Genomic DNA, 16,001 nt, shown 5'->3' on the forward strand with positions numbered 1-16,001 from the left:
CCATGCTCTTTTTGTCATTCCTCCCCCGGTATGGCATAATTTCCTAAGGAGGTATGAAGATGATATTCACTTTAACTTATATTCTATTGGCCGGTATCCTGATCCAGAACTTCTACACGCATTTCTTTTCCGAAAAAAGAAACTACTTCAGCTTCGACGATCGTCGTTTTACAGATGATGATTATCTTAAGGTGCAGGACCTTGGAATCGGTAAGATAGAACGCATTTTTCTCATTATTATGCTCGTGTTATCCCTCGTCGCATTATCCATTCATCTGTTCTTCGATCCGGTACTGTCGATATGGGCGATTGCATCCGTGGTCGCTATGCTGCTGCTTCTTAATGTCATTGTTGATCTGAAACTCTATACAGTTACATATTCGAAGAGCCACCTGCTCATGGCCGGGTTCTGGCTGGTGATCATCATTGGTGGTCTGGTCGCTTTTTGGAGCCAGAGCGTAAATGAGGTGGAGGTCGAGTTCGAAACAGACGGTATCGCAATAAACGATGAAACGCCAATTTCTTTTGATGATATCGATCGTGTCGAAATGGCATCGGAAGCACCAGAGATTCCATTCAACCATAATCTCTTCGGCACCCACCGCCAGCTCCATGGGTTCATAGAGGGTGAAGAAGCATTATATGACATGAACATCGAGGATCGTACCAGTGACATGCTTGTCGTTGTAACCGGGAATATCCACACCTACATCAATGACCGGAATGGTTCTACAACGAATGAGTGGCATGAAACTCTGAAAGAGAGAATAGAATAGAGCCATCCTTTGACATGGAAGGCTTTTCATAATGTATGATGAGAGTGATCTAAAATTATAAAAAATTCAGGATGAGGTGCAGTGGATGAAGGACAAAAGCATAATTTTCTTTGATATTGATGGCACATTGCTGAACCGGGAAAAGAAACTGCCGGAATCGACAAGGCGTGCAGTAGGGGAGTTGCAGGATGCCGGTCATATAGTAGCGATCGCGACGGGACGGGCACCGTTCATGTTCAAGGAGCTCAGGGAATCGCTCGGCATAGAAACATACGTCAGCTTCAACGGCCAGTATGTAGTGCTGGAAGGAGAGGTCATCTACAAGAATCCTCTGGATGCAAAGGCATTGGATAGGATGACTGAGGAAGCGCTCGGGAACGACCATCCGGTCGTCTATCTGAACGAAGATGACATGATGTCCAATGTTCCGGAACACGAGTACATTACGGAAGGCATCTCGACCTTGAAGCTTGATATGATGCCGGGACATGATCCCAGCTATCATGAAGTGAAGGAGCTGTACCAGACACTATTGTTCTGTCCGGAAGGGGAAGAGCAGCAGTACGAAGCGGCCTACGATGCCTTCGACTTCATCAGATGGCACCCTGTGTCTGTGGATGTGCTGCCTAAGGGCGGATCGAAGGCCAATGGGATTGAGAAGGTGATCGACCGCCTCGGATTGCCTGCCGACAGGCAGTATGCATTCGGGGACGGACCGAACGACCTTGAAATGCTGAGTACCGTCCATCACAGTTTCGCCATGGGCAATGCAGCGGACAAGGTGAAGTCCCATGCAAAATATGTCACCAAAGACGTGGATGAAGACGGCATTCTGCATGGTCTGCAGATGGCCGGGCTGATCAAATAGCGTATTACAGGAGAACCGCTCAAGCATCATCAGGGAACCGCATATATGGCGGTTCTTTTTTGTTTTCAGGAATCATTGACTGTCATCAATTTTTAAACTGTCCCCTTGGTTTATAATGGGAAGTGGATGGGATATTGGAACAGCAGAATAAGCAGTAAGAAAAGAGAGTGTTGAACGGGGAGGAGATAATTTGGCAAAAAGTCAAGGGAACCATAAGATGTGCGTCAGGAACGTGCCGATCTTCAATCATCTGACTGAAGAGGAAATGAATGAAGTATTTGAGAAAGTGGAATCCCGGTCTTACGAAAAGGATGATCACCTATACATGGCAGGAGACCCGAAAGATTCGCTGTTCGTCCTCCATCGGGGGAAAGTCAGGATATACCGGCTGAATGAGGAAGGGAAGGAGCAGCTCATCAGGGTGCTGCTGCCGGGTGACTTTACGGGTGAACTGGCGCTTTTCGGAGGCGAGAAGCTGCATGATTCCTATGCGGAGATAGTGCATGATTCGAGGGTGTGCGAAATCAGGAAGGCAGACCTCTATGGCCTGCTCAAGGAATACCCCGATATCGGCATCAAGATCATCGAACGGTTCTCAACGCGGCTGCATGAAGTAGAGCAGCAGGCGACGAACATTGCATTGATGAACAGTGAGGAGCGTCTGGTCGAATATATACGCACCCATGTCGATGATGAAGACTTCCTGAGGCTCAAAATGACGAAAAAGGACCTCTCTTCGTACTTGAGCATGCAGCCGGAGACATTGACCCGTATTTTCAAGAAGCTTGAAGCGGATGGGGTGATTGCAAAAATCGACAACCGGACTTATCAGGTGCTGGATTATTCCATACTGTGACGAATATGTGAAGCTGTGGAGCAGGCGTTTGAATAATTCTGCCCAGGGTATAGTTATCATGATTACATTAAAGGATAGGTGATAATGGATGGCTAATTCAGACAAGAAGCAGGAAGTAAGGGATGCACTCAATCTGCAGGTCGCCAACTTTACAGTACTATGGACGAAACTTCATAACTATCATTGGTATGTAAAAGGGCACAACTTCTTCTCCCTGCATGACAAATTCGAAGAGCTCTATGACACCGCGTCCACTTATGTGGATGAGCTGGCTGAAAGGCTGCTTGCAATCGGCGGGGAGCCAATCGGGAAGCAGTCCGATGCCATCGAGAAGGCAAGCGTCAAGGAAGCGGAGTACGATATTGACGCAAATGAGATGGTAAGGCAGCTTGCCCAGGATTATGATACTGTCATCAAGGAACTGGATGAAGGTAAAAAAGTCGCAGAAGATGCCGGGGATGATCGTACGGCAGACATCTTCATCGGCATGATCACCGATATCGAGAAGAACAACTGGATGCTGAAATCCTTCCTCGGAAAAGAAGTCAGCCAGTAGCGGCACATTGAAAAGCGCGAACCTGCAATGCAGGTCCGCGCTTTTTTTGTACTATTTCTTATATCCGTAGACATCGACATTGTCGCTTGTCGGCTTTCTGATATTGTATTTCCATGCTTCGTCTTCGTCAATCATCTTCTTGACGGCATAGATGGTCAGGAACTGCAGGATGATGATCGGCAGTCCCATCATGCCTGAGACGACTTCAAGCGGTGCCAGTCCACCTATCTGCATGAGTACAAGTGCCAAACCTGTGATGACGAAAGCGACGAATATCCTCAGGAACTTCGATGGATCCTGTTCACTCATATCCTCCCTGCTGGTGTAGGCGGCAATGGTGAATGTGGTGGAGTCGAGTGTCGTGGTCAGGAAGATCATCGCCATGATGATATAGAGTACCATGACGAGCCCGGCTACCGGAAGGGTCTGCAGGATGTCTGGTATCATCTGTACAGCTTCCTCTTCCCGGGCGAGTGCCAAGACATCAAGCTCACCATTCTTCTGCCTGTGGACCCCGATGCCGCCGAGGATTCCAGTAGCGACCCAGGAAAGTGCAGTCGGTGCGAGGAGATAGGTCAGGATCATTTCCTTTATCGTCCGGCCACGTGAAATCTTGGCTGCAAACACACTGTGAAGCATGGCCCACGTGGCACTATAGGCAATCCAGAAGATCATATGGCTTCTCATATGGGCTGTCTGCTCCACTGCGACGGAATCGGTGAAGAACGAGTATGTGAGATAGTTGTTCAGGAGATGGCCGATGGTATCGGTGAAGAAGTCCATGATGAAGATTCCAGGACCGACGATAAGTATGAAGATGGCCAGAAATGCAGCCAGGTACATGTTCAACAGACTGAGGCGCCGTATCCCCTTTTCTATCCCGAGATAGGCACTTAACGAAAATAGTGCGACCCAGATGAATGTCACGATCATGGTCATTGTAAATGTCACTTCAATGTCCAGCAGTGCGGCAAGGTTGGATGTAATGATCGGTGTCCCGAGTCCAAGTGTTACTGCGGCGCCTGAGAGGATGCTTACAAGGAATAGGATATCAATGAAGATGCCTCCGATGCCGTCTGTGAACCGATCACCGAAAATCACCCGCGTCGCCTCGGATATGCGCATCATCGGACGTTTCTTTACGTGGATGATGTATGCGATGGCTGGGGCCGTCATTACGAATATTGAAAAGATCTGGAAACTCCACATATACATCGCGTAGGCGTTTCCCCAGAGGAAAGACTCCCCGGATCCCGGTTCGATGCCAAATGGCGGATTGTTCGCCACTTCAGCCCATTGCACCATACCAGTCCTCATGATCGTGGAGCCGAGCCCCATGGCAATCAGGATGGATGCATATGAAAATAATGAAAACCGGGGTTGCTCGTCAGGCTCGCCAAGCACAACCTGTCCATATTTTGAAAAGGACAGATAGAGTCCTGCGGCAAGCAGAATGGTCGCGTACCAGATGTACCCCCAACCGAAGGAAGAAACGATCTGGTCGAAGATACCATTGAGCAGTTCCAGTGATTCCGATTCATAGAGGGAGAATGGAATACTGAGCGCCAGGATGAAAAGTACAGAGGGCAGGAAAATTTTCCAGTCTATCGCCTTGAACTCTTTCCGTTTCGGTTTGTTCGACATAGATATTCTCCTAACATATTATATTTTTTAAATTCAATTTACATATACACTATGCTAACATATTAAAACATGGAATTTATATACTGTATGAAGATTTGGGTATAGTACAATAATATGAAGGTTCAATCATTCGATTTGGATGGAATTTTAGATGAATGGAGAAGTGAAGAAATGAAAGCGTCGAATAACAGGGAGCTCTCCCTGAAACTCTATGTCGTCCTCCACCATGCGTTCAATGCTTTCCAGACAGAAGCGTTCAAAGATATGCGCACACATGGCCTCAATCCGACCGCCTTCGCTGTATTGGAACTCTTATACAGCAAAGGACCGCAACAGGTACAGCACATCGGGGAGAAAGTGTTGATATCCTCCAGTTCGATCACCTACGTGGTCAATAACCTCGAGAAGGAGGACTACGTCAAAAAGGAGCAGTACGAAGCGGACCGCCGTGTTTCGTACGTTTCCCTCACGGGTAGAGGACAAGCGTTGATGGATAAGATATTCCCTGAGCATGCCGAGCGCCTGGAACAGGCAGCAGACGGCCTCGATTCAAAAGAGAAGGCACAATTGATTGAACTGCTCAAGAAGTTGGGGAAGAATGTCTCGCTTTAGCGTATCTTATCCGTGACACCATTCTTACAAAGGAGAGATATCATGGCAGAACTGAATCTGGCAATAGTCTATTATAGTTCGACTGGTACCAATCATCAGATGGCCCAATGGGCCGAAGAAGCAGGTAAGAGTGTTGGTGCGAATGTAAGATTGCGCAGAGTGCCTGAGACGGCACCGATGGAAGCGATAGAGCAGAACCCTGCTTGGAAAGAGCACTACGAGAAGACGCAGGATGTGGAAGAGGCGACGACTGAAGATCTGGACTGGGCAGATGCCATCATCTTCAGTGCACCGACGCGCTTTGGCGTGGAAGCTTCCCAATTCCGTGCATTCATCGATACGACCGGTGGACTTTGGGGTCAGGGCAAACTGGTCAATAAAGTGGTCAGTGCCATGTCCTCCGCACAGAACTCCCACGGGGGACAGGAAGCGACAGTACTGTCCATCTATAAGACGATGGCACATTGGGGTGCAATCATCGTTCCACCGGGTTACACAGACCCTGTACAGTTTGCATCCGGCGGGAACCCTTACGGTGTGTCTGCAACAGCAGGTGAAGACGGCATCGTGGAAGATATTGAAGAAGCGGTGAAGCATCAGGCGAAACGTACTGTTGAAACCGCCAAATGGATCAAGGACGGACAGGGAAAGTAAAAGATATTAAGGCGTACTGAGACAACCGGGAGGGCATCCCGGTTGTCTTTTATATTTCATTAAATGTTTGCAGATGTATTTAAGGGGTAATTTATATGTGTAAAACATACAATCAAAGGATGGGATATTATGTTCTACCACAGAAAAGAATTGCAGTTTGAGGCGAAGCCGGAAAAACCGAATCCGATGTATGCAAAAATGCTGCAGGAAGTCATCGGGGGGCAGTATGGTGAAATGTCAGTAGCGATGCAATACTTATTCCAGGGCTGGAATACACGCGGGAACGAGAAGTACAAGGACCTCGTGATGGATACAGGCACTGAAGAACTTGGACACATTGAAATGCTGGCGACAATGGTAGCGAGACTGCTCGACGGCGCTCCGATTGATGAACAGGAGAAGGCGATGAAGGATCCTGCAATTGGTGCAATAATGAGTGGTATGAATCCGCACCATGCAATTGTTACAGGACTCGGTGCTGGACCGGAAGACAGCGCTGGTGTGCCATGGAGTGGAGGGTACATCGTAGCGAGCGGCAACCTGCTGGCCGACATGAGGGCGAACTTGAATGCAGAGTCCCAGGGACGCCTTCAGGTGGCCCGTCTGTATGAAATGACGGAAGACCAGGGTGTCAAGAAGCTGCTGTCCTTCCTTCTGGCGAGGGATACCATGCACCAGAACCAATGGATTGCAGCCATCAAGGACCTGGAAGAGAAGGAAGGTGTAGTGACACCATCCACGGTCACAAACGATATGGAAGCGACAGAGTTCTCTCATCGCCTCATCAACTTCTCGGAAGGCGAAGAAAGTTCACAACTGGCCTGGATGGATGGTGTGACACCCGATGGAGCAGCAGAATTCCAGTACGAAAGCACACCGAAAGCCTATGGCGACATCCCTATGCTGAAGCCGGCACCAGGCTATATGCATAACACGCCACCGTTTGAAGATAAGAAATAGATGGATGAAAATTATAAAGGCCTTCTTTCCTGCTGGAAAGAAGGCTTTTATATTATATGTTTTCAACAAAAAGATACTGGGCTACCGTCTGGCTGATCTGGATTTCCTTACCGGTCGTTCCATGTTGTAGTGTAAGGAGGTCGAGTCCACTATCCCTTTCTGTGACTGTAATCGGGTCGCCGATCTTCAAGTCATGATTTTTAAAGTAGTGAAGCAGCTTCTCATCATCGACGATGCGGGAGATGCGGACAGAGGCACCGATTTCCGCTTCCGTCAGATGTATCGTGCTCGTTTCCTGGTCATCCATATGATCGATCGGGATTGCACCCCCATGGGGGCAATGAGAAGGATGGCCGAGGTAGTCTTCAAGCCTGTCGGCAAGAGCAGAACTTGTTGCATGTTCCAGCAGTTCAGCTTCCGTATGGACTTCATTGATGGGGAAGCCGAGATGTTTCACAAGGAACACTTCCCACAGACGGTGCTTCCGTATCAGTTTCTTCGCGTATTCGGTCCCTTCCCTGGTCAGCTTGCTGCCTTTATAGGGAGTGTAGGCGACCCATCCCGCCTTGACGAGACTGTGCATCATCTCCGTCACGGTGGGTGGAGAAATGTTCAAGCGGTTGGCTATCTCCTTGTTGGGGACCTGTTCGGTCCTTCCGCCGAGTTCGAATAGTATCTTCAAGTAGTCTTCTTTAGTGGGACTCACATCCACCCCTCCATTCCTCAATAGTGGTCACTCATTTCCGGCAATTCATACTTGCTGCGCGTATAGTGGGTGAATTCGACACCCCGCTGTGTCAGCCTGTAGTGCTTATTATGTTTTTTAATGTATTCATTCATCAGCAGATGATTGATATGACGGTTGAAACGCTTTGGCGTCAGGTTGAAATGTGACATGATCTCTTCCTGTGTCAGAGATTCATGGGACTTTTCATTCAAAAGCATCAATATCATAGCACGGTTGAACTGCTTTTTTTGGCGTGTCTTCTGGACAAAGTTGCTGACCCAGCCGTTGGGGTTGAACAGGAACACGATCATGAATGTGATCAGTGCGATGAAGGATGTGGTGCCTGCTACGGATAGATCAAAGTAGAGGCTGATATAGTAGCCGGCGACGCTGTTCAGGAGCGCAAAAGACAGGGTGAGCATGATCATCGTCCCCATTCGCCTGACAAGAAGATAGGCGGTAAGCGCAGGGGCTACGAAGAAATTGATGACGAGGATCGACCCTACTGCGTCAAAGGCAGCGACGGCGGTGACGGATACGAGTGTCATCAATGCATAGTGGATGAATGCGACTGAGAAGCCGGCAATATATGCAAATTTCGGATCAAAGCTTGTAATCTTCAACTCCTTGTAGAACAGCAGGACGAATGCGATATTGATGAGCAGTATGATCGAGAGCTGCCACAGCGCATTCGGAATGCTGAAGCCGAAGATTTCGATGCGGTTGAATGGTGCAAAGATGACTTCGCCCATGAGTACGACATCCAGATCCAGATGGACATCACCGGCATATTTTGAAACGAGTATGATGGCGAATGCAAACAGGGCGGTGAAAACGAACCCGATGGCGGCGTCCTGGCGGAGCAGCCGGGTCTGCGAGACCAGTTCTATGATATAGACGGTGAGCACACCGACGAGGCTTGCTGCAATGATGAGCCACGGCGAACGGATGTCATTCGTGATGAAGAATGCAAGGACGATGCCGAGCAGTATCGTATGGCTGATCGCGTCCGTCACCATGGCCATGCCGCGCAGTACAAGGAATACACCGAGCAGGCTGGTCGCCATCGCTGTTACGATGAGTACAAAAAGGACTTCAATCATCATGTGCGTTCACCAAACTTCCTTCCTTGGATGCTGCGCCTGAGCAATCCTTTCCTTGAAAAGAGCATGGAAAAGACGACGAAGGCTGATAATACAAGGATGATTGCAGGTCCTGTGGCGATATCATCCCCGGCTGTGCTGATATAGGTGCCGATGAAGGCTGCGATGGCACCTGTAGTGCCGGCAATGAGCAGTACATGGGAAAAGCGGTCCGACCACAGTTGGCCGATCACCGCAGGGGCAATCAGCAGGTTTACGATGAGGATGGCACCTACAGCCTTCAGTCCCACGGCAATCAGTGTGATTGTGATGGCCAACACCATGAAATTCATGAGGGGATTGCTGATTCCGATGCTTCGGCTATAGGTGGGATCGAATATATATATTTTAACCTGTTGGTAGAATAGTAAAAATATAAGCAGGCTCAGGATGGAGGCAGCGATTATGAGATACACATCACTCCTCAGCATATAGGCAGCCTGGCCGAATATATAATCCGAAAGTCCCTGCGTCCCGTCGAAATCAGGATTCCCCTGAACGAAGCTCATCAATGCCATACCAAGTCCAAAGAATGAGGACAGTACAAGTGCAAGTGCACTATCCAGTGTGATTTTGGAGTGCTCTGTAATGACCTGAATGGTAAGGAATGCAACGATGCCGAGTATCAGGGCGCCGAGTGCGAGCGCAAGTGTATCCCGGATGCCGACGAGCATGAAGGCAATCACTATGCCGGGGAAGGTGGCATGTCCAACGGCATCCCCGATCAGGCTTTGGCCCTTGATGACACTCACGGTTCCGATGATGCCCGAGGCAAAGGCAAGTATGACTGTGCCGAATGCGACGATGAGGAAGGTATAGCCGGATAAGATATCAATCATGGGAGCCACTCATCTCATAGTAGGCCTTGTTGATATTTTCCTCGCTCCATACAGAACCGATAGTGCCTTCTGCAATGACGGTCTTGTTAAGTATGACGACATGGTCGAAGTATTCCTCCACCGTATCCAGATGATGGTGGACGACGATGAATGTCTTGCCTTCCTGCTGGAGCTGCTTCATTATATCGATGATCAGTTTTTCAGTGGTGATGTCGATTCCCTGCAGCGGTTCATCCATGATGTATATATCTGCATCCTGGGCGATGGCGCGTGCAATGAATACACGCTGTTTCTGGCCGCCCGAAAGCTCGGATATCTGACGGTTTCTGAAGCCCTCCATCTTCATCGTTTCCAGCGCGGACAGGGCGATGCTTTCATCCTTTCTGTTCGGTCGCTTGATCCATCCTTTATGGACGTAGCGGCCCATCAGAACGACATCCAGGACAGTGGCTGGAAAATCCCAGTTCACTTCGCCTTTCTGGGGCACATACGCCACGCGCTTCAGCGCATGTCTGGCATCCCTGCCCTCGATTTCAATCTTTCCGGATACAGGACGAATCAACTTCATGATCGATTTGATGAGTGTCGATTTGCCTGCCCCGTTGGGGCCGACTATGGCGGTTCTGCTGTTTTCCTGTATCGACATGTTGACGTGCCATAGTGCCGGTTTCTCATGATAGGCGACATTCAAATCTTTTACAGTGATGAGTGGTGTCATATGTTTTCCTCCTCTATTTCAGATGTTCCGTGATCGTATCGATGTTATGTCTGAACATGCTGATGTACGTATCACCGCTGTCCCCTTCCTGGGCGAGCGAGTCGGAAAGCAGTGCTTCTCCTTCGCTTCCGACGACTTCCACGGCGCCCCCTCTGGAGTGGATGATTTCCTGGAGCCGTCTCATCTGATCCGGATTTGTAGTGGTTTCTACGAATATGGCTTTGATGTCCCGGGACATGATGAGGTTGGCTGTTTCTTCTATCGTACTGTTCGATACTTCGGAGTCGGTGGAGATGCCCTGGGGTGCGTGGACTTCAAGATCGTAGTTGGATGCCAGATACCCGAAGGCGTCATGCGGTGTGATGACCAGCCGGGATGACGGCGGGATCTCTTCGATTCGGTCCTCCACATAGGCATCGAGGGCATCAAGCTCTTCGAAGTATGTCTCCCTGTTGCGAAGGAACGTGTCCCTGTGTTCGGGATATGCTTCCGCCAGTGTTTCATAGACGGTGTCTGTGGCCGATTTATAGAGGTCGATGTCAAACCAGAAATGAGGGTCTGCTTCGCCTTCACCTTCAAACATCAGATTGTCTTCACTGAAGTTTCTTGTGACGGATACACCTTCATCCAGCACATCGACCATGCGGCCTTCGAAGTTGAGCCCCTGATAGAGCAGTGTATCGGCTTCAAGAATAAGCTTCAGGTCACTGGCCTTCGGCTGGTAGATGTGCGGATCTTCCCCAGCAGGAATGACCAGGGAAGTATCGAATGCATCAGTGTCTTCACTGATGACCTGGACCATATCGTAGATGAACGTGGTCGTCACGACGACATCAGGTCGGCTGTCTTCACTGCTTTCGGCTTCACTGCATCCCATGAGCAGCATCAAGGACGCAGCCAGAATGAAGAACGGCTGAATTTTCTTCATGGTATCCCTCCTGACATTTTTATTTAGGGTACCCTAAAGAATCGATTTAGTCAACCCTAAAAAGAACCGGGCTAGAATGACCGGTTCGTTAAGATCTGATTTATTTCATTTAATTGTTTAATTTCGTAGTGAGGGGAAAAAGAAAAGGGATTGGGTTTACCAAGCGGATTGTACCAGCATGTATCGATATTGCTGTTGTGCCCGCCTTTTATATCCGAGGTGAGCGAATCCCCGATGATCAATGCCCTGCTGCTGTCGAAATCCGCGATGCATGCGCCGACATGATCGAAGAACGCCTTCATCGGTTTCTGATATCCTATATCCTCACTGACGAAAACATCAGAGAAATAGGATCTCAGTCCCGAGCGGTGCAGACGTTTCTGCTGTGTCTCCTTAACTCCGTTAGTGATGATGAACAGATGGTATGTCCGGGAAAGTTCTTCCACGACTTCAAGCGCGCCATCAAAAAGGTGATGTCCATGCTCTGCAATGGCGTTTCTGTAGAGCTGATCGACCATGCTGCCGTCGACCTCCTTGCCGAGCGACTCGAAAAATCGCTCATGCCTGTAGGAGAGCACTTCATTTTTGGAAAGCTCATTGCGTTCAAGCATTTCCCAATGTACTCTATTGATTTCGCTGTAGCGTTGAAACAGTTCTGGTGTGGCCTCCATGCCAAAATGGGACAATACCTCTCGAAGTGCAGTCTGCTCGGCTCTTCCGAAGTCAAGCAACGTATCATCCAAATCGAAAAGCAATGTATGGTATCGGTCCAATTGTCATTCCTCCTGTAGGGGATGGGGGTCATTCCATCGTAAGGTTATTTAATCCCCAGTATATATGCTATAATGGAATAAAGAAATGCAAACGTTTGCATAAAAAGGAGGGACCCTTATGGAAAATCGTTCAAGCGGACTGCTTCTGCATGTGTCATCATTACCCGGGAAATATGGCATCGGTGATTTTGGAGAAAATGCCTACGCGTTCGTCGATTTCCTCTCCGTGACAGGCACGAAGTATTGGCAGATACTGCCGCTCGGCATCACGAGCTTTGGGGATTCACCGTACCAGAGCTTCTCCGCCTTTGCCGGCAATCCATACTTCATAGATTTGGACCGGCTCGTGGAAGCGGGCTGGCTGAAGCAGTCGGAGATTGTCCGTACAGACTTGGGAGAAGATGAGGAATACGTGGACTATGCGAAATTATATGAAGGGAAGATGGCATTGCTCGATAAGGCGTTTGAGCGTGCCTATCCTGAAGTAGAGAAGGAGCTGGAGGGCTTTGCGGCCGAACATGAAGATTGGCTGCCCGACTTCGCGACGTTCATGGCCATCAAGAAGGCGCATGGAAATGTCGCCTGGACGGAATGGCCAGAGCGCTACCGCCTTCGGAAAAGGGAAGTACTGGAAGCTTTTTACGAAGGGAACAGAAAGGAAATACATTTCTGGATCTTCACCCAGTATCTTTTCTTTGAACATTGGGGGGACCTGAAACGTTACGCCAACCGGAAAGGCATAAGAATCATCGGTGATATTCCGATCTATGTCGCGGCAGACAGTGCGGATGTCTGGTCGCGCCCGGACCTCTATAAGCTGAAGGAGAACTTGAAGCCGAGCGTCGTCGCAGGCGTCCCTCCTGATATGATGAGTGACACAGGACAGCTCTGGGGCAACCCGATCTACGACTGGGAGCAGATGGAGAAGGAGGGCTATCACTGGTGGATCCGCCGCGTGGAGGAAAGTTTCCGTCTTTATGATGCTGTACGCATCGACCATTTCCGCGGTTTCGAAGCATATTGGCAAGTGCCGGCTGAAGATGAGACCGCTGAGAATGGCGAATGGGTCAAAGGACCCGGCATGTCCCTCTTCAGGGCCATCAGGGAAGCGCTGGGAGACAAGGAAATCCTCGCTGAAGACCTTGGTTTCCTGACCCAGGAAGTGCGTGATCTGATTGAAGAGACGGGATATCCCGGCATGAAGGTGCTGCAGTTCGGTTTCGGTGGTGAAGATGGCTATCTTCCCCACAACTACACAAGACATACCATCGCCTATACGGGCAACCATGACACCCAAACGATGCAGGGATGGCTTGACAGTGCAGATGAAGAAGCTGTTGAAGCAGCCCGCAGCTATCTGAACCTCACCGAAGAGGAAGGGTATGTCAACGGACTGATCCGGGGCGTCTTTGCATCCTCGTCCAATCTGGCAATCATCCCTGTGCAGGATCTGCTGGGCCTTGATGACTCGTCCCGCTTCAATGTGCCATCGACCATTGGAGGCAACTGGGAATGGCGCCTGACGCAGGATGCACTGAAGAAGGAGCACAGGAAGGAACTTAAAAATCTTAATGAACGATACGGGAGGTCACTATGACATCACTACAACTCAAGGATAGGATTGAAGGCAAAGCCTATGAAAGCCACGGCCAGTCATTTTATGAACTGAATGAAAAAGAACAGTTCAATGTGGTCGGCAATGCAATTATGGAATATCTCGTTCCTGAATGGATCGAATCGAAAAGGAAGTTCGGCAAAAAGAAGCAGGCCTACTACTTGTCTGCAGAATTCCTGATGGGCCGGGCGCTGAGCAACAACCTCGTAAACCTCGGCATAGAAGGCGAAGTCAAGCAGACGCTCGAAGAAATGGGTGTCGACTATAATGCCCTGGAGGATGCGGAAGACGATGCAGGACTCGGCAATGGGGGGCTCGGCCGTCTGGCTGCGTGTTTCCTTGATTCTGGAGCGACACTCGACTATCCGCTCTCCGGCTATGGCATCCTCTACCAGTATGGAATCTTCAAGCAGAATTTTGTGAACGGATTCCAGGTTGAAGAGGCCGATCCATGGCTCGAGCACGACAATCCATGGCTGATAAAGAACAGTAACGATGCAGTAATCGTCGAATTCAGCGACAATGACAAGGTGGAGGCTGTCCCTTATGACATGCCGATCGTCGGCTACGGCGGGGACACAATCAATACACTGCGCCTATGGAAGGCGGAAGCCATCCACAAGTTCGATTTCCAGGCTTTTGATGAAGGGAAGTATATCGACTCCGTCAAGGCACAGAACGAAGCGGAGACGATTTCACGTATACTGTATCCGAATGATTCGACGAATGAAGGCAAGAAACTGAGGCTGAAGCAGCAATATTTCTTCACATCGGCATCCCTGCAGGATCTGATGGATAACTTCAAGGCGGAAGGTCATAAGAGCTTCGATGATTTCTCCAAACTGCATTCGATTCAGCTGAACGATACACACCCGGCACTCGCTATACCGGAGCTCATACGACTGCTCGAAAAGGAAGGCGTCGATTTTGAAAGGGCGTTCGACATCACACAGAAATCCATGGCGTATACAAACCATACGCTGCTTGCAGAAGCATTGGAAGTATGGGATAAGGGACTTTTCACATCAGTGCTTCCTAACCTTTATCCATATATAGAAGAAATCAATGCCCGTCTTGTGAGGGAGTTGAAGGAGTGGCAGGTCGACAAGGATGAATGGCACAACTTCCTGATCATACAGGGCAACTCCATCCACATGGCCTTCATGTCGATCTATGCAACGCGGGCAGTGAATGGTGTGGCCGCGATCCATACCGATCTGCTCAAGACGGATGTCCTGAAATCATGGCATGACATGTTCCCGGACCGGATACTCAATAAGACCAACGGTATCACACAGAGGAGATGGCTGCTCCAGTCCAACCCCCAACTGAGCGGTATGATCACCGACCTTCTTGGTTCGAAGGAGTGGGTGACATCACTCGAACAGCTGAAGGGCCTTGAACCGATGCAGGACGATGAGGCAGTGCTGGAGCGCTTCATCGACATCAAACGGGAAAAGAAACAGGAGCTTTCCGAGTACATCCAGTTCCATGAAGAAGTGGACATCGATCCGGACTCCATTTTCGACATCCAGATCAAACGCCTGCATGAATATAAACGCCAGCTGATGATGGCATTCTATATTGCAGATCTGTACAACCGCATCAAGGCGGACCCGGATGGGGAGTGGACGAAACGCACATTCATCTTTGGTGCAAAAGCGGCTCCCGGATACTACATCGCCAAAGCGATCATCAAGTACATCAATGAGCTTGCCGGCAAGGTGAATACCGATCCGGATGTGAACGGCATCATCAAGGTCGTCTTTGTCGAAAACTATGGTGTATCTTATGCTGAGAGGCTGTTCCCGGCGGCAGATGTATCTGAACAGATCTCCCTTGCAGGGAAAGAAGCTTCAGGCACAGGCAATATGAAGTTCATGTTGAATGGCGCCGTTACAGTAGGCACGATGGATGGAGCCAATGTTGAAATCGTTGAAGAGGCAGGGAAAGAGAACAACTACATCTTCGGCATGGAAGTGGATGAAGTCGTGGCAAAACGGGGCAACTATGACCCTATTGCAGCGATGAAGCGGACAGAAGGCTTGGAACAGGTGGTGGAGTCCCTCGTCGATGGTACTTTCAACGACAATAATACTGGCATGTTCCAGGATCTCTACAACAGCCTGACCGGAGAAGACCAGTACTTCATACTGGAGGATTTCGAAAGCTACCGCCAGGCTCAGAACCAGATCGCCAGTGATTTCAAGGACCAGAAAGCATTCTATAGAAAAGGTTTCATCAATATGGCCAACGCAGGCAAATTCTCTTCCGACAGGACGCTCGAAGAGTATGCAACAGAAATATGGCATGTGAGCAAGCAGCAGTAGGGA

General features: G+C 49.4%; 16 protein-coding genes. 9 read left to right on the forward strand and 7 right to left on the reverse strand.

Annotated elements, in window-relative coordinates; genetic code table 11:
* Positions 1–59 precede the first annotated feature (59 nt).
* From LLU09_RS12275 to LLU09_RS12290, 4 genes are all read left to right on the forward strand, one after another.
* Positions 60–776 carry a hypothetical protein gene (locus LLU09_RS12275; protein WP_228311968.1) on the forward strand — a complete coding sequence of 239 codons (717 nt, stop codon included), beginning with the start codon at positions 60–62 and terminating at the stop codon, positions 774–776.
* Positions 777–861: 85 nt separating this feature from the next.
* Positions 862–1,644: a Cof-type HAD-IIB family hydrolase gene (locus LLU09_RS12280; RefSeq protein WP_228311969.1), complete on the forward strand. Its 783-nt coding sequence runs from the start codon at positions 862–864 to the stop codon at positions 1,642–1,644.
* A gap of 190 nt (positions 1,645–1,834) precedes the next feature.
* Positions 1,835–2,500 carry a Crp/Fnr family transcriptional regulator gene (locus tag LLU09_RS12285; RefSeq protein ID WP_228311971.1) on the forward strand — a complete coding sequence of 222 codons (666 nt, stop codon included), beginning with the start codon at positions 1,835–1,837 and terminating at the stop codon, positions 2,498–2,500.
* An 88-nt stretch (positions 2,501–2,588) separates the two neighbouring features.
* The gene (locus LLU09_RS12290; RefSeq protein ID WP_228311972.1) at positions 2,589–3,056 is read left to right on the forward strand and encodes a Dps family protein; all 468 of its coding nucleotides are present in this window, start codon (positions 2,589–2,591) and stop codon (positions 3,054–3,056) included.
* A gap of 51 nt (positions 3,057–3,107) precedes the next feature.
* Here LLU09_RS12290 and LLU09_RS12295 read toward each other — a convergent pair whose 3' ends face one another.
* Positions 3,108–4,700 (reverse strand): BCCT family transporter, encoded by a 1,593-nt coding sequence (locus tag LLU09_RS12295; protein WP_228311974.1) that lies wholly within the window; start codon positions 4,698–4,700, stop codon positions 3,108–3,110.
* Between the two features lie 171 nt (positions 4,701–4,871).
* Here LLU09_RS12295 and LLU09_RS12300 point away from each other — a divergent pair, with 171 nt between their 5' ends.
* The 3 genes from LLU09_RS12300 to LLU09_RS12310 all read left to right on the forward strand — a co-directional run bounded on the left by LLU09_RS12300 (position 4,872) and on the right by LLU09_RS12310 (position 6,926).
* Positions 4,872–5,312: a MarR family winged helix-turn-helix transcriptional regulator gene (locus LLU09_RS12300; RefSeq protein ID WP_228311976.1), complete on the forward strand. Its 441-nt coding sequence runs from the start codon at positions 4,872–4,874 to the stop codon at positions 5,310–5,312.
* Between the two features lie 42 nt (positions 5,313–5,354).
* Positions 5,355–5,966 (forward strand): NAD(P)H:quinone oxidoreductase, encoded by a 612-nt coding sequence (wrbA, locus tag LLU09_RS12305; RefSeq protein WP_040105304.1) that lies wholly within the window; start codon positions 5,355–5,357, stop codon positions 5,964–5,966.
* 129 nt (positions 5,967–6,095) lie between these two features.
* Positions 6,096–6,926: a manganese catalase gene (locus LLU09_RS12310; protein WP_228311978.1), complete on the forward strand. Its 831-nt coding sequence runs from the start codon at positions 6,096–6,098 to the stop codon at positions 6,924–6,926.
* A 52-nt stretch (positions 6,927–6,978) separates the two neighbouring features.
* Here the strand turns inward: LLU09_RS12310 and LLU09_RS12315 are convergent, their stop codons facing one another.
* The 6 genes from LLU09_RS12315 to LLU09_RS12340 form a co-directional block, all read right to left on the reverse strand.
* Complete coding sequence (locus LLU09_RS12315) at positions 6,979–7,632, reverse strand: metal-dependent transcriptional regulator (RefSeq protein WP_228311980.1); 654 nt, start codon at positions 7,630–7,632, stop codon at positions 6,979–6,981.
* A 17-nt stretch (positions 7,633–7,649) separates the two neighbouring features.
* A complete protein-coding gene (locus tag LLU09_RS12320; RefSeq protein WP_228311981.1) occupies positions 7,650–8,759 on the reverse strand; it encodes a metal ABC transporter permease in 1,110 nt (369 codons plus the stop codon).
* Positions 8,756–9,634, reverse strand: a complete 879-nt coding sequence (locus tag LLU09_RS12325; RefSeq protein ID WP_228311982.1) for a metal ABC transporter permease — start codon at positions 9,632–9,634, stop codon at positions 8,756–8,758. The genes LLU09_RS12320 and LLU09_RS12325 overlap by 4 nt, the downstream gene beginning before the upstream one ends.
* Positions 9,627–10,352: a metal ABC transporter ATP-binding protein gene (locus tag LLU09_RS12330; RefSeq protein WP_228311983.1), complete on the reverse strand. Its 726-nt coding sequence runs from the start codon at positions 10,350–10,352 to the stop codon at positions 9,627–9,629. The genes LLU09_RS12325 and LLU09_RS12330 overlap by 8 nt, the downstream gene beginning before the upstream one ends.
* Positions 10,353–10,365: 13 nt before the next feature.
* Entirely contained in the window at positions 10,366–11,280 is a 915-nt protein-coding gene (locus LLU09_RS12335) for a metal ABC transporter solute-binding protein, Zn/Mn family (protein WP_228311984.1), read from the reverse strand.
* Positions 11,281–11,351: 71 nt separating this feature from the next.
* The gene (locus LLU09_RS12340; protein ID WP_228311985.1) at positions 11,352–12,053 is read right to left on the reverse strand and encodes a YjjG family noncanonical pyrimidine nucleotidase; all 702 of its coding nucleotides are present in this window, start codon (positions 12,051–12,053) and stop codon (positions 11,352–11,354) included.
* Positions 12,054–12,171: 118 nt separating this feature from the next.
* Between LLU09_RS12340 and malQ the strand changes: the two genes are divergently transcribed.
* A complete protein-coding gene (gene malQ / locus LLU09_RS12345; protein WP_228311986.1) occupies positions 12,172–13,650 on the forward strand; it encodes a 4-alpha-glucanotransferase in 1,479 nt (492 codons plus the stop codon).
* On the forward strand, positions 13,647–15,998 hold the full coding sequence (locus LLU09_RS12350) for a glycogen/starch/alpha-glucan phosphorylase (RefSeq protein ID WP_228311988.1): 2,352 nt from the start codon (positions 13,647–13,649) through the stop codon (positions 15,996–15,998). The genes malQ and LLU09_RS12350 overlap by 4 nt, the downstream gene beginning before the upstream one ends.
* The last annotated feature ends 3 nt before the right edge of the window (positions 15,999–16,001 follow it).

It is taken from the genome of Salinicoccus sp. RF5 (genome assembly GCF_020786625.1).
Classification (GTDB): Bacteria; Bacillota; Bacilli; order Staphylococcales; family Salinicoccaceae; genus Salinicoccus.

Excerpts from the sequence above, each read along its gene's own strand:
- LLU09_RS12295 (WP_228311974.1), bottom strand. The coding sequence starts at position 4,700 with ATGTCGAACAAACCGAAACGGAAAGAGTTCAAGGCGATAGACTGGAAA.
- LLU09_RS12290 (WP_228311972.1), top strand. The coding sequence starts at position 2,589 with ATGGCTAATTCAGACAAGAAGCAGGAAGTAAGGGATGCACTCAATCTG.
- LLU09_RS12325 (WP_228311982.1), bottom strand. The coding sequence starts at position 9,634 with ATGATTGATATCTTATCCGGCTATACCTTCCTCATCGTCGCATTCGGC.
- LLU09_RS12310 (WP_228311978.1), top strand. The coding sequence starts at position 6,096 with ATGTTCTACCACAGAAAAGAATTGCAGTTTGAGGCGAAGCCGGAAAAA.
- LLU09_RS12335 (WP_228311984.1), bottom strand. The coding sequence starts at position 11,280 with ATGAAGAAAATTCAGCCGTTCTTCATTCTGGCTGCGTCCTTGATGCTG.
- LLU09_RS12280 (WP_228311969.1), top strand. The coding sequence starts at position 862 with ATGAAGGACAAAAGCATAATTTTCTTTGATATTGATGGCACATTGCTG.
- LLU09_RS12300 (WP_228311976.1), top strand. The coding sequence starts at position 4,872 with ATGAAAGCGTCGAATAACAGGGAGCTCTCCCTGAAACTCTATGTCGTC.
- wrbA (WP_040105304.1), top strand. The coding sequence starts at position 5,355 with ATGGCAGAACTGAATCTGGCAATAGTCTATTATAGTTCGACTGGTACC.
- LLU09_RS12330 (WP_228311983.1), bottom strand. The coding sequence starts at position 10,352 with ATGACACCACTCATCACTGTAAAAGATTTGAATGTCGCCTATCATGAG.
- LLU09_RS12320 (WP_228311981.1), bottom strand. The coding sequence starts at position 8,759 with ATGATGATTGAAGTCCTTTTTGTACTCATCGTAACAGCGATGGCGACC.
- LLU09_RS12275 (WP_228311968.1), top strand. The coding sequence starts at position 60 with ATGATATTCACTTTAACTTATATTCTATTGGCCGGTATCCTGATCCAG.
- LLU09_RS12350 (WP_228311988.1), top strand. The coding sequence starts at position 13,647 with ATGACATCACTACAACTCAAGGATAGGATTGAAGGCAAAGCCTATGAA.
- malQ (WP_228311986.1), top strand. The coding sequence starts at position 12,172 with ATGGAAAATCGTTCAAGCGGACTGCTTCTGCATGTGTCATCATTACCC.